This is a genomic window from Ferrovibrio terrae, assembly GCF_007197755.1.
GTDB classification, from domain to species: Bacteria; Pseudomonadota; Alphaproteobacteria; order Ferrovibrionales; family Ferrovibrionaceae; genus Ferrovibrio; species Ferrovibrio terrae.
On sequence record NZ_CP041636.1, the window covers coordinates 2,671,327 to 2,697,508 of the forward strand.

Sequence of the window (26,182 nt, forward strand, 5' to 3'; positions counted from 1 at the left end):
TTAAACCTGCCTGTTAGACGCCGAGATATGTCTCAAGCTTTTTTGTGTTTTGACTGATCTGGTCGTTGGGGATCATGTCGATCACGTGGCCGTGCTCGACGATGTAGTGGCGATCGGCCACCGTGCTGGCGAAGCGGAAGTTCTGCTCGACCAGCAGAATCGTGAAGCCCTTCTCCTTGAGCAGCCGGATCATCGCGCCGATCTGCTGCACGATCACCGGGGCCAGGCCTTCGGTCGGCTCGTCCAGCAGCAGCAGCGTGGCGCCGGTGCGCAGGATGCGGCCGATCGCCAGCATCTGCTGTTCGCCACCCGACAGTTTGGTGCCCTGGCTTTTCAGGCGTTCCTTCAGGTTCGGGAAGATCTGATAGATCTCCTCCAGGCTCATGCCGCCGGGCTTCACGATCGGCGGCAGCGTCAGGTTCTCGTAGACGTTCAGGCTGGAGAAGATGCCACGCTCTTCCGGGCAGAAGGCGAGGCCCAGCTTGGCGATCCGGTTCGACGGCAACTGGATCAGTTCTTCGTTGCCGAACTTCACCGATCCCTTGCGGTTCGGGATCATGCCCATGACCGCTTTCATCGTCGTGGTCTTGCCGGCGCCGTTGCGGCCGAGCAGGGTGACGACTTCGCCCTTCTTCACCTCGAACTGCATGCCGTGCAGGATATGGCTCTCGCCATACCAGGCGTTCAGCTCCGAAACGGCCAGCTCGGTACCATTATGCATGGCCGGTCCCCATATACGCTTCAATGACTTCGGGATTCTTCGAAACGGCCTCGTAATTGCCCTCGGCGAGAATCTCGCCGCGGCGCAGTACGGTGATCGTGTCGCTCAGTTTGGCGACGACGCTCAGATTATGCTCAACCATCAGCACGGTGCGGTTTTGGGCCACCGTTTTGATCAGCTCTGAAATCTTGTCGATGTCTTCGTGGCCCATGCCGGCCATCGGCTCGTCGAGCAGCATCATTTCCGGCTCGAGCGCCAGCGTCGTGGCAATCTCCAGGGCGCGTTTGCGCCCGTAGGGGAGCTCCACAGCGGTATGCTTGCGGTATTCGATCAGGCCGACCGCCTTCAGCAGCTCTTCCGCCCGGTCATTCAGGGCGTTCAGACTGGTTTCCGGCCGCCAGAAATGGAAGCTGGTCCCCAGCGGGCGCTGCAGCGCCACGCGCACATTCTCCAGCAGAGACAGATGCGGGAAAACCGCCGAAATCTGGAAAGACCGCACCATCCCGCTGCGGGCGATATCCGCCGGCTTCTGGCTGGTGATGTCGCGCCCGTTATAGGTGATCTTGCCGCGGCTGGGTGCCAGGAACTTGGTCAGCAGGTTGAAGCAGGTGGTCTTGCCCGCACCATTGGGACCAATCAGCGCGTGGATCGTGTGGCGACGGACGTTCAGATTCACGTCCTTCACCGCAACAAAGCCGGCGAACTCCTTGGTCAGACCTTCAGTCGTGAGAATATAGTCGTCGGCCATTTTTCCGAACGCTCGTTAATTTTTGCTCCCTGACATCCAGTATTCTGGACGCGGTGCAAATCAAACGGGATTCGGGTGGGCTTGTAAATAGCCCTAGGCCTACAATGTGTTGCGGCTGCTTTAAGTGAAATTGTGCCTATCTTCGGGGCAGTTCCGGCGCAATGGTCTCCGGAGAGGCAGGACTGCCTGCCGTCTGGGTTGCGATTTTGGTCCGGCGGGCGATCTGGTGCTCGCGATAGGACAGGTAGGTGGCGCTGGCAAAGATGACGGTGCCGCCGATCCAGGTCCACATATCGGGTACTTGGCCGAAGAAGAAAAAGCCGATGATCGAGGCCCAGATCAGCTTGGTGAAATCCAGCGGCATCAGCGCGGTGGTGTCGCCGTGACGGAAGGCCTCGGTAAACAGCATGTGACCGGCCGAGCCGCAGGCGCCAAGCAGAAACATGAAGCCGAGTTGCTCCCAGGTCGGCCACTGCCAGACAAACAGCGCGGCGACCAGTGTGATCGGCATCAGAAACACCACCATGTAGGTGGCGATGGTAAGGCTGGAATCGGTGCGGGCGAGAATCTTGATGTCGAGCATCGAGCCGGCCCACAGCACCGTCGAGCCGATTACCAGCATGGGGCCAAGCCCGAGCGGCACCACACCGGGGCGCAGCACCACGAGCGCGCCGAGGAAGCCGATCAACAGTGCGGCAATCCTGCGGGCATGGATCTTCTCATGCAGTATCAGCACGGCGCCGATGGTCATGAACAGTGGCGCGGTATAGGACAGTGCGGTTGCCTCGGCCAGCGGCGTGATCGCCAGCGCGGTGAAGAACATCATCATCGAGACGCTGTTCAGGCCGCCGCGGATCGCATGCAGATGCAGCTTGGTGGTCCTGAAGGCTATGAAGCGGCTGCGGATGATGGCCGGCAGCAGCACGATGAAGCCGAAAAGGTTGCGGAAAAACGCCACCTCGATCGGCGGCACCTCTTGCGAGACCTTGGCGACCAAGGCATGCATGACGCAGAAACAGAGGGCCGAACCCACCATCATCAGCATTGCCTTCGGAGGAGCTGATGAGGAACCGGCAGTGGGGGATTCGGACATTCGGACCAGTGTTTCGCTAAAATCGTAACATTTCAGCTTGCTGAGCACAGGTACATTGCAAAAATTGCAACTCTCTCATGCGCTGCCGATTCAGGAGATTCTGCCTGAGGTTCGCTCGCGCCTGCTGCAGGGCAGCAATCTGGTCGTGCAGGCGCCACCAGGCTCGGGCAAGACCACCCTGCTGCCGCTGTCCCTGCTCGACGAAACCTGGGCTGGCGCGGGGCGCATCATCGTGCTGGAGCCGCGTCGCCTGGCGGCCCGGATGGCGGCCCGGCGCATGGCCGATCTGCTGGGCGAGACGGTCGGCGAAACCATCGGCTATCGCGTGCGTCTCGACACCAGGGTTGGGCCGAAGACCCGCATCGAACTCAATACCGATGGCGTATTCCTGCGCCGGCTGCAGCGCGATCCCGAACTGCGGGGCGTCAGCGCCGTGCTGTTCGACGAATGCCACGAGCGTGGCCTTGATTCCGATGCCAGCCTGGCGCTCTGTCTGGAAGCGCAGGCGGCTTTGCGGCCCGACCTGCGGCTGATTGCCATGTCTGCGACCCTGGATGCGGCACCGTTTGCTGCACTGATGGGCCCGAAAGACAATCCCGCCCCTGTCGTGACCGGCGAAGGCCAGAGCTATCCGGTCGAAACCCGCTGGCGTCCGGTCTCGCCGCAGGCCCGGCTCGATGCCGTGGTGGCGGGGCAGGTGCTGGACGCGCTGCCGGAAACCGAGGGCGACCTGCTGGTGTTCCTGCCGGGCGTGGCCGAAATCCGGCGCGTCGAACACCTGCTGACCGAGGCGCGGCTCACGCCGAACATCAGCATCCTGCCGCTTTATGGCGATCTGCCGGGGCCGCAGCAGGACCAGGCGCTGCAGCCGAGCCCGCCCGGCCGCCGCAAGATCGTGCTGTCCACCTCGATTGCAGAAAGCTCGCTCACCATCGAAGGCGTGCGCGTGGTAGTCGACAGCGGCTACATGCGGCAGCCGCGCTTTTCACCCAGCACCGGCATGGCCAGGCTGGAAACCATTCGCGTCAGCCAGGCATCGGCGGATCAGCGCCGGGGCCGCGCCGGTCGTCTCGGCCCCGGTGTCTGCTATCGCCTGTGGGCCGAGGCCGCGCATGGCGGCCTGCCGAAATTCACTGCGCCTGAAATCGCCGTCACCGATCTGACGTCACTGGCGCTCGATCTGGCGGCCTGGGGCGTGCGCGACGCCAGGGCATTGCCATGGCTGGATGCGCCGCCGGATGCCGCGATGGCCTATGCGCAGGATCTGCTGCGCGGGCTGGAGGCCGTGGACGAGACTGGTGCAATCACGCCGCATGGCAAGGCGATGGCGGAACTGCCGCTGCATCCGCGGCTGGCGCATATGGTGATCCGCGGCCATGCGCAGGGACTGGGCGGTCTCGCCTGCGCGCTGGCGGCGTTGCTCGGAGAACGCGACATCGCCCGCGTGCCCCGCAATGCCCCGCGCGACGCCGATCTGCGCTGGCGTCTGGAAATCGTGGCGGGAGACTCCGAGCGCCACAGCACGCCGCATGGCCTGCAGGTGGACATGAATGCCGTGCGACAGATTCGCCAACTGGCGCGCGACTGGCGGCGGCAGATCGGTGCCGCGCCGCATCAGGGGCCGGTCGACGATGCCGGCTTGCTGGTGGCGCTGGCCTATCCCGACCGTGTCGCGAAAAAGCGCGGGGGCGGCGGCAGTTTCCTGCTCAGCAACGGTCGCGGCGCGAAACTCGATCCGCTCGATGCCCTGAGCCGCGAGGAGTATCTGGCGGTGGCCGAAGTCGATGGCGCGCAGGCCGATGCGCGTGTCTTTCTCGCGGCGCCCATCGATGAAGCCACGATTGAAGCCCAGTTCGCTGCAGCGATTGCCTCGCGCGATGCTGTCGACTGGGACGATCGCAGCGGCGCGGTGCTGGCGCGACGGCAACGCCGCCTGGGTGCGCTGGTGCTGCGCGAGAAGCCGCTGGCCGATCCGCCGGCCGAGGCGATCCGCCAGGCGCTGCTCGACGCCATCGTCAAGCGCGGCCTCGATGTGTTGCCGTGGACATCGGGCCTGCGGCAATGGCAGGCCCGCGTGGCGTTGCTGCGCCAGCACCTGCCGGCAGCGGCGGACTGGCCCGATATGAGTGATGTGGCGCTGGTCGCGCGCCTTGCCGACTGGCTCGGACCGTATCTCGACCGCGTCGCAAAACTGTCGCACTTGTCAGGTATCGATCTGCATGCCGCACTGACGCACCAGCTCGACTATGCGCAGCAGAAGCAGCTCGAGGCCGAGGCACCGGCGCATTGGCAGGTACCGTCCGGCTCCACCATTCCGCTCGACTATGTGCAGGGTGAGGTGCCGGTGCTGCCCGTGCGGCTGCAGGAAATGTTCGGTTATGCCGATACGCCGGCGATTGCCGGGGGACGCGTGAAACTGGTGCTGCATCTGCTCTCGCCGGCGCGCCGGCCGTTGCAGGTGACGAGCGATCTCGCGGGTTTCTGGCAGACCAGTTATCGCGCTGTGCGAGCAGAGATGCGGGGACAATACCCGAAGCACGACTGGCCGGAGAATCCGCTCGCGGCGACGCCGACGGCGCGGGCCAAGCCGCGGATACGCTGATTGAACGATCACAATTCTGATGCTTGTTGTGCATAGCTGCGCTCCGTAGGATCGGGGCATGCAGATTGGCCATCGCCATGAAGTGCGCATCTTGTACGGCGATCCCGCGCACGGGTCGCGCGCATTGTATCGGCAGGCCATGGTCGGTGCGGGTTTCACGAACCTGCGTGAATTCGACACCCTCGAAGGTTTCACCGATCTTGTTGCGGTGGCGCAGTCCGACCTGATCCTGATGGATACCAGCCTGCCGGGTGGAGACGTGGCGCGACTGGTTGCCGACCTGCGTCACGGCAAACTGGGCATCAATCCCTATCTGCCGCTGATTCTCACCACCTGGGAGGCAGAACGCTCTCTGGTGCGGCGGCTGGTCGATTCAGGTGCTGACGACCTGCTGATCAAACCGCTGTCGACCAAGGCGCTGCTCGATCGGCTTGAAGCCGTTGCCCTGAACCGCAAGCCTTTCGTGGTCACCTCCGATTACATCGGGCCGGATCGCCGGCGTATCGAGGCGCGACGCGAAAGCAATGTGCCGTTGTTCGATGTCCCCAACCCGATGCGCGCCAAGCTGACCGGCGAGAGTTTCGATGCCCGTGGACTGCAGCAGGCCGTGATGGCCATGAATGAACAGATCAACCTTCAGCGCCTGCGTGCCTCGGCCTTCCGTATCGCCTTTGTCGCGGCGCAGATCGTGCCGCTCTACAAGGCGCAGACCATGCCGGATGCCCATACGCTGGCCATGCTGCGCGACCTGATCGTATCCACCGAGGATATCCAGCGGCGGATTGCAGACACCGACCTGGCCCATGTCGGTCAGATCTGCGAGAGGCTGCTGTTGCCAGCCCGGCAGATGTATGAGCGCGGCGAGGATTTTGTCTTCACGATCGACTGGCAGAAATCCTTCGATTTGCTCAAGTCGCTGGGTGATGCCGTGCTCGCGCTTTTCCATCCCGACCGGGATACAGCGGCGCTGGCCGGAGAGGTCGCCGTCGCCATCGACCGCTTCCAGGCGCGTCGTATGGCGCAGGAAGCCGGCCAGCTGCCGCAGGTTTAGCCGCTTCAGGTTTTCAGGCGACCGTCAGGGCCTGACTGGCCTTGTAGAGGCCACCGTTGTCATCGGTCCAGGTGAATTCCAGAGTGCCGCTCTGCGTGCATTTCAGGAAGAAGGACAAATACGGATTGGCCGACATGGCCGGCTCCAGCCGGGCCTCGAAGACCTGCTTGCCATTCAGCGCTACACTCATCCGGTTGATGATCATGCGCGGGATGATCTTGCCATCCGTGTCCTTGCGCTGACCGGATTCCATCGGATGCGAGATCAGTGTCTTGATCTCGACCACGTCGCCGCGCTTGATGCCCTGGGGCACTCGGATGCGCGGCTTGATGTCTGTGCTCATGCCTCTCGCTCCGCGCTCAGGTGCTGCAGCCGCCGATGGTGACCTTGACCTCGCGGGTCGCGGTCCAGGCTGAGCCGTCGCTCATTTCGGCAACAACGATCACATTTTGCGATTCCGCCATGCGCATGCGCAACTGCACTTCCGCCTTGCCGTTGTCGGGGCCGAGCATGAAGCTGGCCACGCCGGGCTGGGGATTGCGGTCCGCGATAACGTGAATGGCGCGGACGTAATCGGTCGGGCTCATCGGGCTGTCGACCGTAACGGTGACCGGCACCGTGTTGCCGTTCTCGGCGATTTCGGGCGCATCGATCCGCACCTTGCCAGCCTTGGGTGCAACCTTGATCAGGTCGCCGAGCAGCTTGCGGGCGGCTTCAGGCGTGGCTTCGGCGGCAACGGGCGCGAAGGCGCAGGCCGTGCCGATGGCGGCAAAGGCCTGGCGGCGGTTCAGGCCGCGGGAGCGGCGAGGCAGATGGAGAAGCGAGGTCATGATCGAAGGGATGGTATTTTATCCGCGGGCGGCGATCAATTCCGCCAGTCACTCCACCGGGCATGCCGCGCCGGTTGATGAAACCGGCGCGGCAGCGGGACGGATCAGCCGCCGTTCAGGGCGGGGACGTAGGGCAGGACCTGCAGGCCGCCATCGTAGATCATCTTCATGGCCACATAGGCGATGATGATGAGGCCGACATAGGCGATCCAGTGGAAACGGTCGAGCATGCGGGCAATCGCTTTGGAGGCGAGCGCCATCAGGGCGATCGAGAGCACCAGGCCGAAGCCCAGGATGTAGGGATGCTCGCGCGCTGCACCGGCCACCGCGAGTACGTTGTCGATCGACATCGACAGGTCGGCGACGATGATCTGGATGATCGCCTCGCGCCGCGTCTTGGGGGCTGCCTTCTTGGGCGACATCTCGCTGGCGTCGCCGCCTTCCTTGGCGGCCCTGGCCTGCAGGCGCAGTTCGCGCCACATCTTCCAGGCCACCCAGAGCAGCAGGATGCCGCCGGCCAGCGTCAGGCCGATAATCTGCAGCAGTTGCACGGCCACGCTGGCAAACAGGATGCGCAGGACGGTGGCGGCAAGAATGCCGTAGACGATGATCTTGTTGCGATGCTGTGGCGGCAGGCCGGCCACCGCCATGCCGATCACGATCGCATTGTCACCGGACAGGATGACGTCGATCAGGATGACCTGAGCGAAGGCGCTGAGTTCGGCAGCCGTGATGATGAGGCCGAAGAGGTTGATATCGCCGTCCATTGGAGTGCCTTAGGGAGTTTTTTGGGAACAGATCGGGATGTACCGCTGGACCTGACCGTGAATTGTCCGTGTCGGCCGGACTCCCAGCTTGGCGCAGGCGGTTCGCTTTGTTACCTATGTCAGCCGCAATTTTCCAGTGCCGTCATGACCGACAACGCCGAATTATTCACTCTTGTTCCCGCGCGCAGCCCGCTGCTGGTCAATATCCCGCATGCTGGCCGGCGGCTGAGCCCCGGCTTGGCCGAGCGCCTGACCCCGGCCGGCAGCCTGCTGGCCGATACCGATTGGCATGTCGAGAGGCTATACGCCTTCGCGGCTGATCTGGGGGTCGGCCTGATGGCCGCGACGCACTCACGCTACGTTGTCGATCTGAACCGCGACCCGGACGGCAAGCCGCTTTATCCTGGTGCCGACAATACCGAGCTGTGCCCAACCGACGGTTTCGATGGCGCATCGCTGTATCAGGCCGGCGCCGCGCCAGATGCCGCCGAGGTGGCTCGCCGTGCCGATGCCTACTGGCGACCGTATCATGCCCGGCTCGCGGCTGAACTCGAGGCGATCCGCAGCCGGCACGGCTATGCGATCCTGCTCGACGGCCACAGCATCATCAGTGAAGCGCCGCGGTTCTTTGATGGCAGGCTGCCCGATCTCAACCTCGGCACCAACGAAGGGCGCAGTTGCGATCCCGGCCTTGCGGCTGCAGCCTATGGCGTACTGTGCGATGCACCCGGCTTCACCAGCATCCATAATGGCCGCTTTAAAGGCGGCTATATCACGCGCCACTACGGCCGTCCGGCCGAACGCGTCCATGCCCTGCAGCTTGAGAAGGCGCAATGCTGCTACATGGATGAGCAGAATCTTGAGCACTGGGATCCCGAACGCGCCGCGCCGCTGATAGCCGTGCTGCGCCGTCTGGTCGACAGACTGCTGCACTGGACACCCGCCCGGACGAGCGGCGCATGAGCGACCAGCCTGCCGGCAGGCTGCGGACCATGCGCTATCCGGTGATGCGCTGGCTGGCGCTGACGCTGATCCTCGGCATTCCACTGGCTGCCGTGATCGTCATCGCCTGGGCGAGCGATGCAGTCTCGACGCGCGCGGCCTGGGCGATCACCGTGCCGATCTTCGGCATTATCGCGCTGTTTTCCGCCTGGCATACACTGGCGGCATGGCGTGTACTGCGCAGCACCGACGAAATCGCCGGCGTCGGCCAGCGCATCACCGGCAACGACTGGGATGCGCTCACCATGATCGGCGAACTCGGCGTCACTGTGGAGCGTCTGCGCCAGACACTGTTGGACGAAAAAGGGCAGGTGGCGCTGCAGACCACCACGGCGGACGCGATCCTGAATGCGCTGCCCGATCCGGTTCTGCTGCTCGATGGCCGGCGCACCATCGCGCGCGCCAATTTCGCGGCGCGCAAATTCTTCGGCAACGACATCGTCGGCAACGACCTGACCGTGGCGCTGCGGCATCCGACAGTGCTGGATGCCGCCGACAGCGTGCTGAGCGGCGAAACAGGCATGGCGGCAGCAGACCTGAATCTGCCGGTGCCGGATGGCCGCAGTTTCTCGGTGCGCGTCGTGGCGCTGCCGGCGGCGCGCGAGGATACCGCCGCAGTGCTGGCGTTGCATGATCTCACCTCGCTGCGCAAAGCCGAGAAGATGCGCGCCGATTTTGTCGCCAATGCCAGCCATGAGCTGCGCACGCCACTGGCCTCGCTGGTCGGCTTCATCGAAACGCTGCTTGGTCCGGCCAGGGACGATGAGCCGGCACGTGTCCGCTTCCTCGGCATCATGCGCGATCAGGCCGGTCGCATGTCACGCCTGATTCAGGACCTGCTGTCGCTGTCGCAGATCGAGATGCGCGAGCATGACCAGCCGTCCGAGGTCTTGGCGCTGGCACCGCTGCTGCGCGACGTTGCTGCTGCGCTCGAGCCCCAGGCGAAGGCCAAGAAGATGCAGATCAGGCTTGAACTCAGCGAAACTGTGCCGCCGGTGGCCGGGGCGCGCGACGAACTGATGCAGGTGTTCCAGAACCTGATCGACAATGCGATCAAATACGGCCGTGCTGAAACCCAGGTCGAAGTCAGGCTCGGCGAGCGGGACGGAGGGTGGGTCGAGATCGGTATCCGCGATCATGGCGACGGAATCCCCCGCGAACACCTGCCGCGACTCACCGAGAGATTTTACCGCGTCGACTCGGCGCGCAGCCGCGATCTGGGCGGAACGGGGCTTGGCCTTGCCATTGTTAAGCACATCATCAATCGCCATCGCGGTCGGCTTGTCATCGAATCCGAGATGGGAAAAGGCAGCGAATTCATGGTTCGGATGCCGTCTGTTCCTGAAAAATCCAAGACAAGCGCAGCGCCCGTCTAGCGCTGTCATACACCTGACATATAACTGAAATAACCATGTCACCCGGTCCCCTTAGGAGTCGCGGCCACCGGACGGGATGACTGTTAACCCCCTCTCGTCCGGGACGGATCGCCCAGCAGCATGATGCCGCGGATTGTCCGGCCAACCCGGTGCACATTCGGTGCACCTGAGGAAACCACGATGAGGTATACCGTGACCAACAAGGCTCTTCTTCTCGCCGGCCTCGCCGCTGTGACGGCGTTTGCCCTGGCTGAACCGGCCGCTGCGCAGCAGGCGCGCGACCAGATCCGCGTCGTCGGTTCGTCGACCGTCTACCCCTTCACCACCACGGTGGCTGAACGCTTCTCGCAGACCGGCGGCTTCAAGGCGCCGATCGTGGAAAGCACCGGCACCGGCGGCGGCATGAAGCTGTTCTGCGGCGGTGTTGGCACCCAGCACCCCGATTTCACCAACGCCTCGCGCGCCATGACCAAGGGCGAGTTCGAGCAGTGCGCAGCCAATGGCGTGAAAGAAATCGTCGAGATGAAGGTCGGCTTCGATGGTATCGCCGTCGCCCTGAAAAAGGGTTCGACTCCGGTGAACCTGAAGCGTGAGGAAATCTGGCTGGCCATGGCCGCCCAGGTGCCGCAGGGCGGCAAGCTGGTACCGAATCCCTACAAGACCTGGAAGCAGGTCAATGCCAGTCTGCCGGACTGGAAGATCGAAGTGATGGGTCCGCCCCCGACCTCGGGCACCCGCGACAGCTTCGTTGAACTGGTCATGGACCATGGCTGCAAGGCCTTCCCGGAAATCAAGGCGATCACCGACAAGAAGGCCCAGAGTGCAGCCTGCGGCAAGATTCGCGAAGACGGCGCCTTCATCGAAGCTGGCGAGAACGACAACCTGATCGTGCAGCGTCTGGCTTCCGGCCAGCAGGGCGTGATGGGCGTGTTCGGTTACTCCTTCCTCGAGGAGAACATGGACAAGCTGGTGGGCGCCAAGGTTGACGGCGTGGAGCCCGATGCCGACACCATCTCGAGCGGCAAGTATCCGGTTTCGCGTCCGCTCTTCGTCTATGCCAAGAAGGCCCATATCGGCGTCGTGCCGGGCATGAAGGAGTTCATGGCCGAGTATGTCAGCGATCGCGCCATGGCGTCGGGCGGTTACCTGGAGAAGAAGGGCCTGGTTTCCATGCCGAAGGCGGAAATCGAGAAGGTTCGTTCGCAGGTCACCGGCCTGGCAAACCTGGCGATGTAATCAGTATCCCGGCGGCCAGACACAATCTCTGGCCGCCGGTCTTCCTTCCAGTTTCTGCATTTTTGACACCTATCTTTGTCGGGGAAGTCGATGTCGCTGCCGCTGTTGTTGCTCGTGCTGCTCGGCCTGACCGTCGTCGGCTACTATCTCGGAAAATCCCGCGCCCTGTCCGCTGCCGGCGGGAAAATCCGCAACCTGCATTCGCTGCCGATGTTTTATGGCTGGTATGTGGTGGTGTGGTGCGGCCTGCCTGCGCTGCTCCTGTTCGGCACCTGGATCGCCTTTGAGGACGCGCTGGTACGCAATCTCGTCATCAGCGAACTGCCTGAAAGCATCCGCCGCCTGCCGACCGACCAGCTTGGCCTGGTGATTTCTGATATCCGCAATATGGCTTACGGCAATATTCCGGTGGATAAGGCTGACGCCAATCTCCGCCCGGTGGTGGAACACTACATCTCGCTTCGCCAGTTGGGCACCAGCGCTCTCTGGGTCATCGTTCTGGCACTCGGCATCTCCGGCCTGGTCTACGGCCGCAGCCGCATTACCTCCGATTTCCGCGCCCGCAATCGCGTGGAGCGCGCGGCCAATGTGCTGCTGATCGTCAGTTCGACCATCGCGGTGCTGACCACCGTCGGCATCGTGCTCTCGCTGGTCTTTGAGGCGCTGCGCTTCTTCCACGCCGTCAACCCCCTGGAATTCCTGTTCGGCCTGACCTGGTCGCCGCAGACGGCAATCCGCGCCGACCAGGTCGGCTCGTCGGGCGCCTTCGGCGCGGTACCATTGTTTGTCGGTACCCTGCTGATCGCCGCCATCGCGATGCTGGTTGCGGTGCCGATCGGCCTGATGGCTGCCGTGTATATGGCCGAATATTCCGGTCCCAAAGTACGGGCCTGGACCAAGCCGGCGCTGGAGGTCCTCGCTGGTATTCCCACAGTGGTTTACGGCTTCTTCGCCGCGCTCACCGTTGCGCCGTTCATTCGTACCGCCGGCGAGAGCATCGGCCTCGAGGTTGCTTCGCAGTCGGCTCTGGCCGCTGGCCTTGTCATGGGCATCATGATCATTCCTTTCGTGTCGTCGCTGTCGGATGATGTGATCAACGCGGTGCCGCAAAGCCTGCGCGATGGTTCCTACGGTCTCGGCGCCACGAAATCGGAGACCATCAAGCGCGTGATCCTGCCGGCCGCACTGCCCGGCATCGCAGCTTCGGTGATTCTCGCCTTCAGTCGCGCGCTGGGCGAAACCATGATCGTGGTGATGGCGGCCGGCCTGGCCGCCAATATCACGGCCAATCCGCTGGCCGCAGTCACCACGGTTACGGTGCATATCGCTTCACTGCTGGTCGGCGATCAGGAATTCGACAGCCCCAAGACACTTGCGGCCTTCGCACTTGGCCTGGTGCTGTTCATCGTCACGCTCAGCCTCAACATCGTTGCCCTGCGCATCGTCAAGAAATACCGGGAACAGTATGACTGACATCCTCGCCGATACCATGCCGCGTCAGCAGGCTGCCGCTGCCTTGACGCCGGGCATTCACATGACCGATGCGGCAAACAAACGGCTGAAGGCGCGCTATGCCTCCGAACGCCGCTTCAAGATGATTGGTCTGTCCGCGATCCTGTTTTCCCTGACAGCCCTTGCGATCCTTATGTTCACGATCGCCTCGAATGGCTTCACCGCCTTTCGCCAGACGCACGTCCGGCTCGATCTGCAGCTCAGCGCTGAACAGATTGCTCCGGCCGGCACTACCGATGTGCGCAAGATCATGCAGGGCAACTACGGCGCCATAATCCTGGACGCACTGCAGAAGAAGTTCCCGGATGTGCAGAGCCGTGGCGAGCGTCGCCGCCTGCAGGCCCTGGTCAGCGCCGGTGCCGAATCCCAGATTGGTCGTATGATCGTGGCCGATCCATCGCTGATCGGTCAGACCATTTCGGTCTGGCTGCCGACCTCGTCGGATATCGACATGTTCGTAAAGCGCCAGGTCGATACCACAGCCCCTGAAGAGGAGCGCCGGGTCAAGGATAGCCAGGTGCGCTGGCTTGACAGCCTGAAGGCGTCGGGTGATCTCGACCTGCAGTTCAATCTCCGCTTCTTCACCGGCGCGGATAGCCGAGAGCCGGAATTGGTTGGCGTCTGGGGTGGAGTGGTCGGCTCCTTCTATACCCTGCTGGTTACCTTGCTGGTGGCTTTCCCGCTCGGCATCATGGCGGCGATCTACCTTGAGGAGTTCGCGCCGAAAAACCACTGGACCGAACTGATCGAGGTCAACATCAACAACCTCGCGGCCGTGCCCTCAATCGTCTATGGACTGCTCGGCCTTGCGGTCTTTATCGGCTTCTTCGGGATGCCGCGCTCGGCGCCATTCGTCGGCGGCCTGGTCCTGGCCCTCATGAGTCTCCCGGTGATGATCATTGCATCGCGCGCCGCCCTGCGCGCCGTGCCGCCTTCGATCCGGCAGGCCGCACTCGGCCTCGGCGCCTCACCGCTGCAAGTGGTGCTGCATCATGTGCTGCCGCTGGCCATGCCCGGCATTCTTACGGGTACGATCATTGCCATGGCCCATGCACTGGGCGAAACCGCACCGCTTCTGATGATCGGCATGGTCGCCTTCATCGTCGATATCCCGACAACGCCGGTGGATGCCGCCACGGTGCTGCCGGTGCAGATCTTCATGTGGGCCGACAGTTCCGAGCGCGGCTTTGTCGAGAAAACCTCGGCGGCGATCATCGTGCTGCTGGTTTTCCTGCTGCTGATGAATTTGGCGGCGATCCTGCTGCGCAAGAAATTCGAGCGTCGCTGGTAAGGTCCTGGCATCGCTCGCGCTGTAAATCACCCCTTGGAGCCCATAAGGACTTCTCATGCAGAATGGTACGCATAACGATCTCCGCCAGTCCGAGATCGAGATCAAGATGGTGACGCGCAAGGTCGGCGTCTTCTACGGCGAGAAGCAGGCGCTCCATGACGTCGATCTCGACATTCCGGCCCGTTCGGTCACGGCGCTCATCGGCCCGTCCGGCTGCGGAAAATCGACGTTCCTGCGTTGCCTGAACCGGATGAACGACACGATCCGAGACTGCCGCGTCATCGGCGATATCACGCTCGACAAGCTTAATGTCTACGACAGCAAGGTCGATGTCGTGCAACTGCGCGCCCGCGTCGGCATGGTGTTCCAGAAGGCGAATCCGTTCCCGAAATCGATCTACGAGAATGTCGCCTACGGTCCACGCATCCATGGCCTGGCTGAAAACAACGAGCATCTCGACCATATCGTCGAGACATCGCTGAAGCAGGCCGGTCTGTGGAAGGAAGTTGGCAACCGACTGCAGGAATCCGGCACTGGCCTGTCCGGTGGCCAGCAGCAGCGCCTCTGCATTGCCCGCGCCATTGCCGTGGCACCGGAAGTGATCCTGATGGACGAGCCCTGCTCGGCGCTCGACCCGATCGCCACTGCGCATATCGAAGAACTGATGGACGAACTGCGCGAGCAGTACACCATTGTCATCGTGACGCATTCGATGCAGCAGGCCGCGCGCGTCTCGCAGAAGACCGCTTTCTTCCATCTGGGCAACCTGGTCGAAACCGACGACACCAGGGTGATTTTCACCAATCCCAAGGATGAGCGGACCCAGGGTTACATCACCGGTCGCTTCGGCTGAGCAGAGTGAGGATTTAGAAAATGCCGCAACATATCGTTCAGCGTTACGACGACGAGCTGAAGAAGCTTTCCACCCTGATCGTGCAGATGGGCGGACTGGCGGAATCGCAGCTGGCTGCCGCGGTCGATGCCATCGTCAAGCGTGACAGCAAACTGGCCGAAGAGGTTGTGCAGGGCGACGCCAAGATCGATGCCTTGCGCAACCAGGTCGACGATTTTGCCATTGAGATGCTGGCCCGCCGGCAGCCGATGGCCGCCGATCTGCGCGTAATTGTCGCGGCGCTGCGTATCTCCTCGGAGATTGAGCGTATCGGCGATTATGCCAAGAATGTCGGCAAGCGCGCGGTTGCGCTGAACCAGGCGCCGCTGGTGCGGCCGGTACATGCCATCCCGCGCATGGCTGCCCTGGTGCAGGCCCTGATCAAGGACACGCTGGACGCCTATATCACCGACGACGCCGCCAAGGCTGACGCGGTCTGGGCCCGAGACGAAGAGGTTGATGACCTCTATACCAGCCTGTTTCGCGAATTGCTGACCTACATGATGGAAGATCCGCGCTCCATCACGCCCTGCACGCATCTGCTGTTCATCGCCAAGAACATCGAGCGTATCGGCGATCATGCCACCAACATCGCCGAGCTGATCCACTACACGGTTCTGGGTGAGATGCCCAAGGAAGATCGCCCGAAGGGGGATGATACCGCCTACGCGGTGGTCAATGTGCCGGGAGGCCAGCGATGAATATCGCAATCAAGCCGCGCGTCCTTGTCATCGAGGACGAGGCAGCGCTACTGGCGCTGCTGCGCTACAATCTGGAAAAGGAAAACTACACCGTCGACGAAGCGATGGACGGCGAGCAGGCCCTGCTGAAGGTGGCCGAGCATATGCCGGACCTGATCCTGCTCGACTGGATGCTGCCGCGCCTGTCGGGGCTGGAAGTCTGTCGCCAGCTGCGTCGCGATCCCAATGCCCGTAATGTGCCGATCATCATGCTGACGGCGCGCGGCGAGGAAGCCGACCGCGTGCGCGGCCTGGATGCTGGTGCCGACGACTATATCGCCAAGCCGTTTTCGCCCAGCGAACTGCTGGCGCGCATTCGCGCCGTGTTGCGCCGCATCCGTCCGGCTCTGGCGGAAGAGGTGCTGACCTATGGCGGGCTGGTGATGGATGTCGCCACCCACAAGGTGACGCGTAACAGTCGCGATATTCATCTCGGCCCCACCGAGTTCCGTCTGCTGCGTTATTTCCTGGAGCATCCTGGGCGCGTGCTGTCGCGCGATCAATTGCTGGATGCGGTCTGGGGGCGCGATATCTATGTCGAGCAGCGCACAGTCGACGTGCATATCCGCCGGCTGCGCAAGGCTCTGAACGGCAACGGCGAGACGGACGTCATCCGCACCGTGCGTTCGGCCGGCTATGCGCTGGAACTGACCGCCACGCCGGCAATGAGTGCCTGAGTCGAGCGCTTGAGCTCAACGCTGACCAATAAAAAAAGCCAGCCGTTCACCACGGCTGGCTTTTTCGTTTTTGGAGAAGCCGTGGCTTAGCGGCGGCCGGCGATCTGCTTCTTCATGGCGGCGAACAGGGCATCGATCTTACCGCCATTGTTCTGGATCACCGATTCGAACTGCTGACGCTGTGTGAAGGCCATCGACACGCCTTCCACGATCACGTCGGTGACCCGCGGCTTGCCGTCCTTCTCATGCGTCTTCCATTCGACACGGATCGGCGGGCCGCTCTGGCGATTGATCTGCGATTCAACGATGCTCTCGCTGCCGGCTGCCTTGGCGCCGTCGCGGACTTCCAGCGTTTCGCCGTTATACTGCGACAGCAACTGGGCATAGACCTTGGTGAGGTAGTCCTCGAACAGCGCGTCGTATTCCTTCTTCTGTTCGGGCGTGATGCCGCGGCTGTAGCGGCCAAGGCAGAAGCGGCCGACCGCATCGAGGTCGAGGTGGTTGGTCAGCAGGGTGCGGACCAGTCCTTCGCGTTTTTCCTGGGTCAATGAGCGGTCGCCCAGCGCCTTCAGCGTGTCGGTGCCGACCTCGCGGATGAACTGGTCGGGCGCCGCGGCCTGGGCCGCACGGACGGGGCCGGCAGCGACAAGCGCAAGTCCGGCCAGGGCCGTAAGCAGTAGGCGGCGTGAAACGGTCAGGGGAAGGGGCATGTGGCAACCAGCTAAGCTGTGGAGATTAATAGTCTTTTGCATTCCGAATAAGGCTTTAGCGAGGCGAATTCATAGCCCGGCTGCATTATGAAGGCCATGATTCTTTTTATGACGCGATTTAGTTCTACACAAATACATAAAGATATGTTTATATATAGTCCATGAACATCGAGCCGAGCTTTACCCTGGACGTCCTGATGGCCGCTTTGCGGGCTGCCGCCGAGCCGACGCGGCTGCGCCTGCTGGCGCTCTGCGCCGACAGCCAGCTCACGGTGTCAGAGCTCACCCAGATTCTGGGCCAAAGTCAGCCGCGCGTCTCGCGACATCTGAAACTGCTCTGCGAGGCGGGGCTGCTGGAGCGTGTGCCGGAAGGCACCTGGGCTTTCTATCGCGTGGGCGATCGGCTGGCCGGTGCGCCGCTGGCCCGTGCGCTGGCCACGTTGCTGCCGGCCGAGGACCCCATTCTGGCGCGCGATGCCGAGCGGCTGATCGCCGTGAAGCGCGCCCGCACCGAGGCCGCCGAACGGTATTTCCGCGACAATGCCGCCCAGTGGTCGGCGATCCGCTCGCTGCATATTGATGAAGCCCAGGTTGAGGCCGCCGTGCTGAAGATGCTGGATGGCGGTCAGCCGATCGGCGATCTGCTCGACATCGGCACCGGCACCGGCAGGCTGCTGGAAATCCTCAGCCCGAAAGTGAAGCGCGGCCTCGGCGTCGATAGCAGCCGTGACATGCTGAGCATTGCACGCAGCAACCTGGAACGTGCTGGCATCAAGCATTGCCAGGTTCGTCAGGCCGACATGTATGCCCTGCCGCTCGACAGCAACAGCATCGATGCGGCGGTGATCCATCAGGTGCTGCATTTCGCCGACGAACCGCAGAAGGCGATCCAGGAAGCCGCCCGCGTGCTGACGCCCGGCGGCCACCTGGTGATAGTCGATTTCGCACCGCATAACCTGGAAGACCTGCGCGCCCGTCATGCGCACCGCCGCCTTGGCTTTGCCGATGCCGAATTGCGCCCCTGGTGCGCTGCGGCCGGGCTTGACCTCGATCCGGTCACCGCGCTGCCGGGCCATCCGCTGACCGTCCATGTCTGGCGCGCCACCAAGCGCGGCGTCCCGGTGACTGCCATTTCACAGAAGAGTGCTGCCGCATGACCACGCTGACCGAACCCAATGCCCATGCCGCGCGGCGCTCGGGCCCGCTGAAGGTCTCGTTCGAGTTCTTCCCGCCCAAGACGCCGGAAATGGAGGAGAGCCTGTGGCGCAGCGTCATGCGCCTGGCGCCGCTCAGTCCGCGCTTCGTTTCGGTCACCTACGGTGCCGGCGGCTCGACGCGTGAGCGCACGCATAACACAGTCGTCCGCATCCTCAACGAAACCGGCCTGAAGCCGGCCGCGCATCTCACCTGCGTCGGCGCTTCCAAGGGCGAGGTGGACGAGGTGGCGCAGCATTACTGGCAGGCCGGCATCCGCCATATCGTGGCGCTGCGTGGCGATGCCCCGGAAGGCAGCGGCGGTTTCCAGCCGCATCCGCAGGGCTACGCCAATTCCACCGATCTGATCGCGGGCCTGAAGAAGATCGCCGATTTCGAGATCAGCGTTGGCTGCTATCCCGAGGGTCATCCCGATACGGCCTCACCGCGTATCGAGCTGGAACATCTGAAGCGCAAGGCCGATGCTGGCGCGACGCGCTGCATCACGCAGTATTTTTTCGATACGGATGTCTATTTCCGTTTCCTCGACCGCGCCCGTTCGGCCGGCATCACCATTCCGATCGTGCCCGGCATCCTGCCGGTCACCAATTTCCGCCAGGTGACAAAATTCTCCGCCGCCTGTGGCGCCAGCGTGCCGGCCTGGATGGCCGACCAGTTCGATGGTCTGGACGATGATCCCGAGACGCGGCGCATGGTGGCGGCGCATATCGCTGCCGAGCAGTGCCGCCGGCTTCTCGCTGCCGGAATCGACGAATTCCATTTCTACACGCTGAACCGCGCCGACCTGACTTACGCCATCTGCCATGTGCTGGGTGTGCGGCCGAAGCCGGCGATTGCCGGCGAGGTGGCGGCCTGATGTTCGATACCCCGGAGCAACGCAAGGAACGCCGCGCGGCGCTGAAGGCAGCGGCAAAGGACCGCATCCTGGTGCTGGATGGCGCGATGGGCACCATGCTGCAGCGGCGCAAGCTGAACGAGGCCGACTATCGCGGCGAACGCTTCAAGGGTGCCAACAGCGACCTTAAGGGCAACCACGACCTCCTCAACATCACGCGGCCTGATGTGATCGGCGAGGTGCATCGCGAATATCTCGATGCCGGCGCTGACCTGATCGAAACCAACACCTTCAGCGGGACCACGATCAGCCAGGCTGATTACCATCTGGAAGCGGCTGTCGATGACATCAATCGCGAAGGTGCCAGAATCGCCCGCCTCGCGGCCGATGAATATACCGCGAAGGACCCGTCGAAGCCGCGTTTCGTTGCCGGCGCCATCGGACCCACAAATCGCACGGCCTCGCTGTCGCCCGACGTGAACCGGCCGGATTTCCGCAATGTCACCTTCGATGAACTGAAAGACGCCTACAGGCAGCAGGCGCGTGGGCTGGTTGAAGGCGGCGCCGATCTGCTGCTGATCGAGACGATCTTCGACACGCTGAACGCCAAGGCGGCTGCCTTCGGCGTCTACGAGCTGTTCGACGAGCTGGGTGAAGAGTGGCCGATCATGATCTCGGGCACCATCACCGATCTGTCCGGCCGCACATTGTCAGGCCAGACCACGGAAGCCTTCTGGAACAGCCTGCGTCACACCAAGCCGTTTTCAGTCGGCCTGAACTGCGCCTTCGGTGCCGACCTGATGCGCGCCTATGTCGCCGAGTTGAGCCGCGTGGCCGATGTGCCGGTCAGCGCCTATCCCAATGCCGGTTTGCCCAACCAGTTCGGCGAATATGACGAAGAGCCGCATACGACGGCCGGCCATCTGCGCGAATGGGCGCTGTCCGGCCTGCTGAATATCGTCGGCGGCTGCTGTGGCACCACGCCCGATCATATCAGGGCCATCGCCGACAGTGTGCAGGGCGTGAAGCCGCGCCGCATCCCGACCATTCCGCCGCAGCTCCGGCTCAGCGGTCTTGAACCCTTTGCAGTGCCAGCAGCATGACCGATATCGACGAGTCCTTTTCCCCCGAGTCCGAAAACCGCGGCTTCAACGGCCCGGTTTTCATCAATATCGGTGAACGCACCAACGTCACCGGCTCGGCCAAATTCCGCAAGCTGATCCTGAATGACGACTATGACACCGCGCTGACCGTGGCGCGTCAGCAGGTGGAAAGCGGAGCGCAGATCATCGACGTCAACATGGATGAGGGCATGCTCGACTCCAAGGCGGCGATGATCAAGTATCTGAATCTGATCGCCTCCGAGCCTGATATCTCGCGCGTGCCGATCATGATCGACAGCTCAAAATGGGATGTGATCGAGGCCGGCCTGAAATGCGTGCAGGGCAAGGCCATTGTCAATTCGATCAGCATGAAGGAGGGCGAGGACGCCTTCCTGGAGCATGCCCGCAAGGTGCGCCGTTATGGTGCTGCCGTGGTGGTGATGGCCTTCGACGAGCAGGGCCAGGCCGATACGGCGGACCGTAAGTACGAAATCTGCGAACGGGCCTACAAGCTGCTGACCGAGAAGATCGGTTTCCCGCCGGAAGACATCATCTTCGACCCGAATATTTTCGCCGTCGCCACCGGCATCGAGGAGCATAACAACTACGCGGTCGAGTTTTTCGAAGGCGCGAAGCGCATCCGCGAGAATCTGCCCCATTGTCATATCTCGGGCGGCGTCTCCAACGTGTCATTCTCGTTCCGCGGTAACGAACAGGTCCGCGAGGCGATGCACGCCGTGTTTCTGTATTACGGCATGCAGAACGGCATGGACATGGGCATCGTGAATGCCGGTCAGCTGCCGGTTTACGAAGACATCCCTGCAGAGCTGCGCGAGCGCGTGGAAGACGTGCTGCTCAACCGCCGGCCGGACGCGACCGAGCGCATGCTGGAAATCGCCGAACGCTTCAAGGGCGGTGCCAGGTCGCAGGAAGTCGATATGTCGTGGCGCCAGAAGGAAGTGCGCGCGCGACTGACACATGCGCTGGTACACGGCATCGCGGATTTCATCGACGAGGATACCGAAGAAGCCCGCCATATCGTCGCCAAGCCGCTTGAAGTGATCGAAGGCCCGCTGATGGATGGCATGAACGTCGTGGGCGACCTGTTTGGCGCCGGCAAGATGTTCCTGCCGCAGGTGGTGAAGTCCGCCCGCGTGATGAAGAAGGCCGTGGCTTACCTGTTGCCCTTCATCGAGGCGGAAAAGAATTCCGGCCCGGCCAAGACCAATGGCAAGGTGCTGATGGCCACGGTGAAAGGCGATGTGCACGATATCGGCAAGAACATCGTCGGCGTCGTGCTCCAGTGCAACAATTACGAGGTGATCGACCTCGGCGTCATGGTGTCCTGCGCCCGCATCCTGGACGAGGCGAAGAAGCAGAATGTCGATATCATCGGCCTCAGCGGCCTGATCACGCCGAGCCTGGACGAGATGTGCTATGTCGCCAGCGAAATGCAGCGCGAAGGCCTCGAGCTGCCGCTGCTGATCGGCGGCGCGACCACGTCCAAGGTGCATACCGCCGTCAAGATCGCGCCGAACTATAAGGGACCGGTGATTTACGTGACCGATGCCTCGCGTGCGGTCGGTGTCGCTGGTCGTCTGGTCTCGGCCAACGACCGCCCGGTCTACGCTGGCGAAGTGGCGAATGAATATGCCAAAATCCGCGAGATTCATTCGCGCGAGCGCAACACCGGTCCGCGTCAGACGATTGCCGATGTCCGCAAGAACAAGGTGAAGGTCGACTGGACGGGTTATCAGCCGCCGAAGCCGAGCTTCACCGGCGTGAAAGTGTTCAAGGATTATCCGATAGACCGGCTGATCGAGCGGATCGACTGGTCGCCGTTCTTCGCTTCCTGGGAGCTGCGCGGCAAGTATCCCGCCATCCTGCAGGATGACGTGGTGGGCGAGGCGGCGCGCGGCCTGTTCAAGGATGCGCGAGCCATGCTCGACCGCATCGTGAAGGAAAAGCCGATCCAGGCCGCGGCCGTGATCGGCTTCTGGCCGGCCAACCAGGTGAATGACGATGATGTCGCGTTATTCGAGGGCGGCAGCGAGATCGCGCGCCTGCATATGCTGCGCCAGCAGATGAAGCGCGATCGCGACCGCGCCAACCATTGCCTGGCCGATTTCGTCGCGCCGCAGGAGACCGGCATCACCGATTATGTCGGCGCTTTCGCCGTCACCACCGGGCTCGGGCTGGACGAGTGGATCAAGCGCGAATTCACCGCCAAGCAGGATGATTATTCCGGCATCCTGGCGCAGGCGCTGGCTGATCGCCTGGCCGAAGCCTTTGCCGAGCATATGCATGAACGCGTGCGCAAGGAATTCTGGGGTTATGCCGGCGACGAGACGCTGGATAATGACGCACTGATCGCTGAAGCCTATCGCGGCATCCGTCCGGCGCCGGGCTATCCGGCCTGCCCGGACCACACCGAGAAGGCGACGCTGTTCAAGCTGCTGCAGCCGACCGAGAATGCCGGCATCCAGCTGACTGAAAGTTTTGCCATGTGGCCGTCTGCCGCTGTCAGCGGCTGGTATTTCAGCCACCCGCAGTCGGACTATTTCGGCATTGGCCGCATCGAGCGCGACCAGGTGGCCGACTATGCCAAGCGCAAGGGCATGGATATGGCCACGATGGAGCGTTGGCTGGCACCGAACCTGGCCTACGATCCGGCGCGGTTCGACGCCGAGGCGGCGGAGTGACCGCCCGCCCATGACTGCGGGGGCAGGCTGCTATTGCGGCGCCGTGCGCGCCCGTCTCGATCTTGCCGAAGCCGGTGCATTGCACTGCCATTGTTCGCAATGCCGCTGCTTGTCAGGTGCCGCCTTCACCACCTGGCTCAATCTGCCCAAGGCAGGCTTCCGTATCGAGGCCGGCGCTGACGATCTCACTGCCTTTGCGGTGACCGCAAACGCGACCCGGCATTTCTGCCGACACTGTGGTGCACATGTCTATTCCACCGACAGCCGCGAGCCCGATATTGTTGGTCTCCCGCTGGGTATCGTGACGGGTGACAACCTGCCGCAACCCGGCACGCACTATTATTTCGATTCCGGCGTGCCCTGGTGCGATGTCGCTATGACAGCTAGCAAAGCTGGCGGTGTGACCGGCCTCGAACCGCTGGACGGACCGTGATGATGCTGAGCTTTCGCCTTGCCACCGAAGCCGACCTGCCCGAGATCGTGCGCCTGCTGGCCGACGATCATCTGGGCGGCAGTCGCGAGCGCTATACCGATCCGCTGCCACCGGAGTATGGCATCGCCTTTGCCGGGCTGCAGAAGATCGGTGCCGAGGTGATCCTGGCCGAAGATGAGTCCGCGAAGGTGATCGGTTGCCTGCAGTTGTTGGTACTGCCGGGGCTGGGCAGCCTGGGCAAGCAGCGCGCCCAGATCGAGGCCGTGCGGATCGAGTCCAGCTTACGTGGCAAGGGGCTGGGGTCGGATCTGATCCGCCATGCCATTGCGCGGGCGAAGCAGAAAGGCTGCAAGATGGTGCAGCTGACGTCTGACAACAGCCGGCAGGGCGCACACAGGCTTTACGAGCGGCTGGGCTTCAAGGCCAGCCATGTCGGCATGAAGCTGTATCTGGATTGATGCTGCCGGTGGCTCAGTGTGATAAATGTCTGGCCATAGACTGCCATAGCGCCCAGGTCCCGGAGACTGGATGATGACCTACAGCCGCGCCAACCCCAGCGCGCGTTATAACGAGCTGGTCGGCTTTTATCAGCAGATGCATGCCGAAGGTACGCAATCGTCGGGTCATTCGGTCGCTGCTAAAGATACTTTCACGGGCCAGAGCCTGTTGCCGCATGTCGGTCCGATCAAATCGCTCATCGATCAGTTTGGCGTCAAGTCCGTGCTCGATTATGGTGCGGGCAAGGCCAGGTTCTACACCGCACCGTTGTTTCCCTCGGCCGACAGCAGTCAGAAAGTTGATCTGCGCACTTTCTGGGGGGTGAATGAAATCCGGCTGTATGACCCGGGCTATGAGCCGCTGTCCAGGCTGCCGCTCGGCGAGAGATTCGACGCCGTGATTTGCACCGACGTCATGGAGCATATCCCGGAAGAGGATATGGACTGGATCATCGACGAGCTGTATGGCTTCGCCAACAAGATGGTCTATGCATGCATCGCGACCTATCCCGCCGGCAAGACCTTTCCCAATGGCGAAAATGTGCATGTGACTCTGAAGGACCCGCAGTGGTGGGCTCAGAAATTCGAGAGCCGTCGTGCCGCTCTGGGTATCACGACGGATTACTTCATCGTGATTTTTAATTGTAACGACGACCCCAAGCCGATTGCGATTACGTCCAGCAGGTGAGGGTCAGCGCCCACCGGCCACATCGATCAGCGACGCGGTCAGGTAATCGCTCCCGTTCTCGATCAGCCAGATCGCCGCTTCGGCCACTTCGTCGGCGGTGCCGGCGCGCCCCATGGGTGTGGTGGCGCCAAGGCGGGCGGCGCGATCGGGTTGTCCACCGCTGGCATGAATCTCGGTATCGATCAGGCCGGGGCGGATCGCATTGACACGGATGCCGTCCGGCGCGAGTTCACGCGCCAGGCCTATGGTCATAGTATCCACGGCGCCTTTCGAGCCGGCGTAATCGACATATTCGCCGGCGGCGCCAAGCCGGGACGCGATGGACGACATGTTGACGATACTGCCGCCCTTGCCACCACGCGGTTTCGCCATGCGACGCGCTGCCTCGCGCGCACAAAGATAGGCCCCCAGCACGTTGATCTCGAACATGCGCTGCATGCGCTCGAAGGAATAGTCGGCAAATGCCTGCTTCGGTCCGACGATACCGGCGTTGTTGATCAGCGCGTCCAGCTTGCCGAAAGCCTTTTCGGTCGCGTCGAACATGGCAATCACGTCGGCTTCACGCGCCACATCGCCCCGGATCGCAATGCCGCGCCCGCCGGCTTTCTGCACGGCCTGCACGGTCTCAAGCGCCGCCTTCTCATTGCCCGCGTAATTCACGCCAACCGACCAGCCGCGCTGGCCCGCCATGATGGCGCAGGCGCGGCCGATGCCGCGGCTGCCGCCGGTGATGAGGATATGCTTCCCGCCTGCTTGACTCACCATGGGATTTCCCCGCCGTCGTAGTTGTAGAATTTTCCGGTATCCTTGAGCGTGAGGCTGTCGATCACTTTTTTCAGGCCGGCCGCGCTGGTGCCGACGTCGATATCCGCGCCACTGCCGCCCATGTCGGTTTTCACCCAGCCGGGATGCAGGGTGATGCAGGCGATGTTGCTCGATTTCAGGTCGAGCGCCAGGTTGTGCATGCCGGCATTGATCGCCGCCTTCGAGGCGCGATAGGCGTAGGAGCCGCCGCTGCCCTGCTCGATCGAACCCATGCGGCTGGAGATCGTGGCAATCTTCGCGCCGCCCCCGGAGCGGTTCTGGGCAGCTTTCAGATGCGGCAGGAAAGCCAGCGCCAGCTTCATCGGCGCCACGCTGTTGACGCGCAGGACTTCAAGATAGATGTCGAAGTCGCTGACTTTAAGTGCGCCGTCGCGGTTGCCGTAAATGCCGGCATTGTTCAGCAGCAGGTCGATTGCGGTTCCATCGTATGTCTGCGCCAGTTTGTCCACAGCCGCATAATCGGTAACATCCAGAGCCTCGACCGTGATTCCGCGTATGGCTTTCAGCGCCGTGGCCGATTGCGGTTCGCGGCAGGCGGCAATGACAGTCCAGCCATCGGTGGCGTAGCGTTTGGTCAGTTCCAGGCCGATGCCGCGATTGGCGCCGGTGATCAGCAAGGTCGGCATCGGTTCACTC

General features: G+C 62.7%; 26 protein-coding genes. 17 read left to right on the forward strand and 9 right to left on the reverse strand.

Going from position 1 to position 26,182, the window contains the following annotated elements; translation table 11 throughout:
• Positions 1–13 precede the first annotated feature (13 nt).
• The 3 genes from FNB15_RS13040 to FNB15_RS13050 all read right to left on the reverse strand — a co-directional run bounded on the left by FNB15_RS13040 (position 14) and on the right by FNB15_RS13050 (position 2,508).
• Positions 14–721 (reverse strand): ABC transporter ATP-binding protein, encoded by a 708-nt coding sequence (locus FNB15_RS13040; RefSeq protein ID WP_144069120.1) that lies wholly within the window; start codon positions 719–721, stop codon positions 14–16.
• On the reverse strand, positions 714–1,469 hold the full coding sequence (locus FNB15_RS13045; RefSeq protein WP_144069121.1) for an ABC transporter ATP-binding protein: 756 nt from the start codon (positions 1,467–1,469) through the stop codon (positions 714–716). The genes FNB15_RS13040 and FNB15_RS13045 overlap by 8 nt, the downstream gene beginning before the upstream one ends.
• A 136-nt stretch (positions 1,470–1,605) precedes the next feature.
• A complete protein-coding gene (locus FNB15_RS13050; protein WP_185973543.1) occupies positions 1,606–2,508 on the reverse strand; it encodes a DMT family transporter in 903 nt (300 codons plus the stop codon).
• A 118-nt stretch (positions 2,509–2,626) separates the two neighbouring features.
• Between FNB15_RS13050 and hrpB the strand changes: the two genes are divergently transcribed.
• Together hrpB and FNB15_RS13060 are read left to right on the forward strand one after the other, a co-directional pair.
• A complete protein-coding gene (gene hrpB, locus FNB15_RS13055; RefSeq protein ID WP_144069123.1) occupies positions 2,627–5,164 on the forward strand; it encodes an ATP-dependent helicase HrpB in 2,538 nt (845 codons plus the stop codon).
• Positions 5,165–5,222: 58 nt separating this feature from the next.
• On the forward strand, positions 5,223–6,215 hold the full coding sequence (locus FNB15_RS13060) for a response regulator (RefSeq protein WP_144069124.1): 993 nt from the start codon (positions 5,223–5,225) through the stop codon (positions 6,213–6,215).
• Positions 6,216–6,228: 13 nt separating this feature from the next.
• Here the strand turns inward: FNB15_RS13060 and soxZ are convergent, their stop codons facing one another.
• From soxZ to FNB15_RS13075, 3 genes are all read right to left on the reverse strand, one after another.
• On the reverse strand, positions 6,229–6,558 hold the full coding sequence (gene soxZ, locus FNB15_RS13065) for a thiosulfate oxidation carrier complex protein SoxZ (protein WP_144069125.1): 330 nt from the start codon (positions 6,556–6,558) through the stop codon (positions 6,229–6,231).
• A gap of 16 nt (positions 6,559–6,574) precedes the next feature.
• Positions 6,575–7,045, reverse strand: a complete 471-nt coding sequence (gene soxY, locus FNB15_RS13070; RefSeq protein WP_144069126.1) for a thiosulfate oxidation carrier protein SoxY — start codon at positions 7,043–7,045, stop codon at positions 6,575–6,577.
• A 104-nt stretch (positions 7,046–7,149) separates the two neighbouring features.
• The gene (locus FNB15_RS13075; protein ID WP_144069127.1) at positions 7,150–7,812 is read right to left on the reverse strand and encodes a TerC family protein; all 663 of its coding nucleotides are present in this window, start codon (positions 7,810–7,812) and stop codon (positions 7,150–7,152) included.
• A 144-nt stretch (positions 7,813–7,956) separates the two neighbouring features.
• On the opposite strand from FNB15_RS13075, the gene hutG reads away from it, so the two are divergent.
• From hutG to phoB, 8 genes are all read left to right on the forward strand, one after another.
• The gene (hutG, locus tag FNB15_RS13080) at positions 7,957–8,775 is read left to right on the forward strand and encodes an N-formylglutamate deformylase (RefSeq protein ID WP_144069128.1); all 819 of its coding nucleotides are present in this window, start codon (positions 7,957–7,959) and stop codon (positions 8,773–8,775) included.
• Entirely contained in the window at positions 8,772–10,190 is a 1,419-nt protein-coding gene (locus FNB15_RS13085; RefSeq protein WP_144069129.1) for an ATP-binding protein, read from the forward strand. Before hutG ends, FNB15_RS13085 begins: the two co-directional genes overlap by 4 nt.
• A 180-nt stretch (positions 10,191–10,370) precedes the next feature.
• Positions 10,371–11,426: a PstS family phosphate ABC transporter substrate-binding protein gene (locus FNB15_RS13090; RefSeq protein WP_144069130.1), complete on the forward strand. Its 1,056-nt coding sequence runs from the start codon at positions 10,371–10,373 to the stop codon at positions 11,424–11,426.
• 90 nt (positions 11,427–11,516) lie between these two features.
• On the forward strand, positions 11,517–12,899 hold the full coding sequence (pstC, locus tag FNB15_RS13095) for a phosphate ABC transporter permease subunit PstC (protein ID WP_144069131.1): 1,383 nt from the start codon (positions 11,517–11,519) through the stop codon (positions 12,897–12,899).
• Positions 12,892–14,229 (forward strand): phosphate ABC transporter permease PstA, encoded by a 1,338-nt coding sequence (gene pstA / locus FNB15_RS13100; protein WP_144069132.1) that lies wholly within the window; start codon positions 12,892–12,894, stop codon positions 14,227–14,229. Before pstC ends, pstA begins: the two co-directional genes overlap by 8 nt.
• Positions 14,230–14,335: 106 nt before the next feature.
• Positions 14,336–15,082, forward strand: a complete 747-nt coding sequence (gene pstB, locus FNB15_RS13105; RefSeq protein WP_425460317.1) for a phosphate ABC transporter ATP-binding protein PstB — start codon at positions 14,336–14,338, stop codon at positions 15,080–15,082.
• A 20-nt stretch (positions 15,083–15,102) separates the two neighbouring features.
• A complete protein-coding gene (phoU, locus tag FNB15_RS13110) occupies positions 15,103–15,822 on the forward strand; it encodes a phosphate signaling complex protein PhoU (protein WP_144069134.1) in 720 nt (239 codons plus the stop codon).
• Positions 15,819–16,538 carry a phosphate regulon transcriptional regulator PhoB gene (gene phoB, locus FNB15_RS13115; protein ID WP_144069135.1) on the forward strand — a complete coding sequence of 240 codons (720 nt, stop codon included), beginning with the start codon at positions 15,819–15,821 and terminating at the stop codon, positions 16,536–16,538. The genes phoU and phoB overlap by 4 nt, the downstream gene beginning before the upstream one ends.
• Positions 16,539–16,624: 86 nt before the next feature.
• On the opposite strand, the gene FNB15_RS13120 is transcribed toward phoB, so the two are convergent.
• On the reverse strand, positions 16,625–17,248 hold the full coding sequence (locus tag FNB15_RS13120; RefSeq protein WP_185973544.1) for an MlaC/ttg2D family ABC transporter substrate-binding protein: 624 nt from the start codon (positions 17,246–17,248) through the stop codon (positions 16,625–16,627).
• A 161-nt stretch (positions 17,249–17,409) separates the two neighbouring features.
• On the opposite strand from FNB15_RS13120, the gene FNB15_RS13125 reads away from it, so the two are divergent.
• From FNB15_RS13125 to FNB15_RS13150, 7 genes are all read left to right on the forward strand, one after another.
• Entirely contained in the window at positions 17,410–18,405 is a 996-nt protein-coding gene (locus FNB15_RS13125) for an ArsR/SmtB family transcription factor (RefSeq protein ID WP_246068682.1), read from the forward strand.
• Positions 18,402–19,319 (forward strand): methylenetetrahydrofolate reductase [NAD(P)H], encoded by a 918-nt coding sequence (gene metF, locus FNB15_RS13130; protein WP_144069137.1) that lies wholly within the window; start codon positions 18,402–18,404, stop codon positions 19,317–19,319. The genes FNB15_RS13125 and metF overlap by 4 nt, the downstream gene beginning before the upstream one ends.
• Entirely contained in the window at positions 19,319–20,401 is a 1,083-nt protein-coding gene (locus FNB15_RS20960; RefSeq protein WP_185973545.1) for a homocysteine S-methyltransferase family protein, read from the forward strand. The genes metF and FNB15_RS20960 overlap by 1 nt, the downstream gene beginning before the upstream one ends.
• Positions 20,398–23,103 (forward strand): methionine synthase, encoded by a 2,706-nt coding sequence (gene metH, locus FNB15_RS13135; RefSeq protein WP_185973546.1) that lies wholly within the window; start codon positions 20,398–20,400, stop codon positions 23,101–23,103. Before FNB15_RS20960 ends, metH begins: the two co-directional genes overlap by 4 nt.
• Before the next feature lie 10 nt (positions 23,104–23,113).
• Entirely contained in the window at positions 23,114–23,536 is a 423-nt protein-coding gene (locus tag FNB15_RS13140; RefSeq protein ID WP_185973547.1) for a GFA family protein, read from the forward strand.
• The gene (locus tag FNB15_RS13145; RefSeq protein WP_221932646.1) at positions 23,536–23,994 is read left to right on the forward strand and encodes a GNAT family N-acetyltransferase; all 459 of its coding nucleotides are present in this window, start codon (positions 23,536–23,538) and stop codon (positions 23,992–23,994) included. Before FNB15_RS13140 ends, FNB15_RS13145 begins: the two co-directional genes overlap by 1 nt.
• 70 nt (positions 23,995–24,064) lie before the next feature.
• Positions 24,065–24,721: a class I SAM-dependent methyltransferase gene (locus tag FNB15_RS13150; RefSeq protein WP_144069139.1), complete on the forward strand. Its 657-nt coding sequence runs from the start codon at positions 24,065–24,067 to the stop codon at positions 24,719–24,721.
• Positions 24,722–24,724: 3 nt separating this feature from the next.
• On the opposite strand, the gene FNB15_RS13155 is transcribed toward FNB15_RS13150, so the two are convergent.
• Positions 24,725–25,486 carry an SDR family oxidoreductase gene (locus FNB15_RS13155; RefSeq protein WP_144069140.1) on the reverse strand — a complete coding sequence of 254 codons (762 nt, stop codon included), beginning with the start codon at positions 25,484–25,486 and terminating at the stop codon, positions 24,725–24,727.
• The gene (locus FNB15_RS13160; protein WP_144069141.1) at positions 25,480–26,172 is read right to left on the reverse strand and encodes an SDR family oxidoreductase; all 693 of its coding nucleotides are present in this window, start codon (positions 26,170–26,172) and stop codon (positions 25,480–25,482) included. The genes FNB15_RS13155 and FNB15_RS13160 overlap by 7 nt, the downstream gene beginning before the upstream one ends.
• Positions 26,173–26,182: the final 10 nt, after the last annotated feature.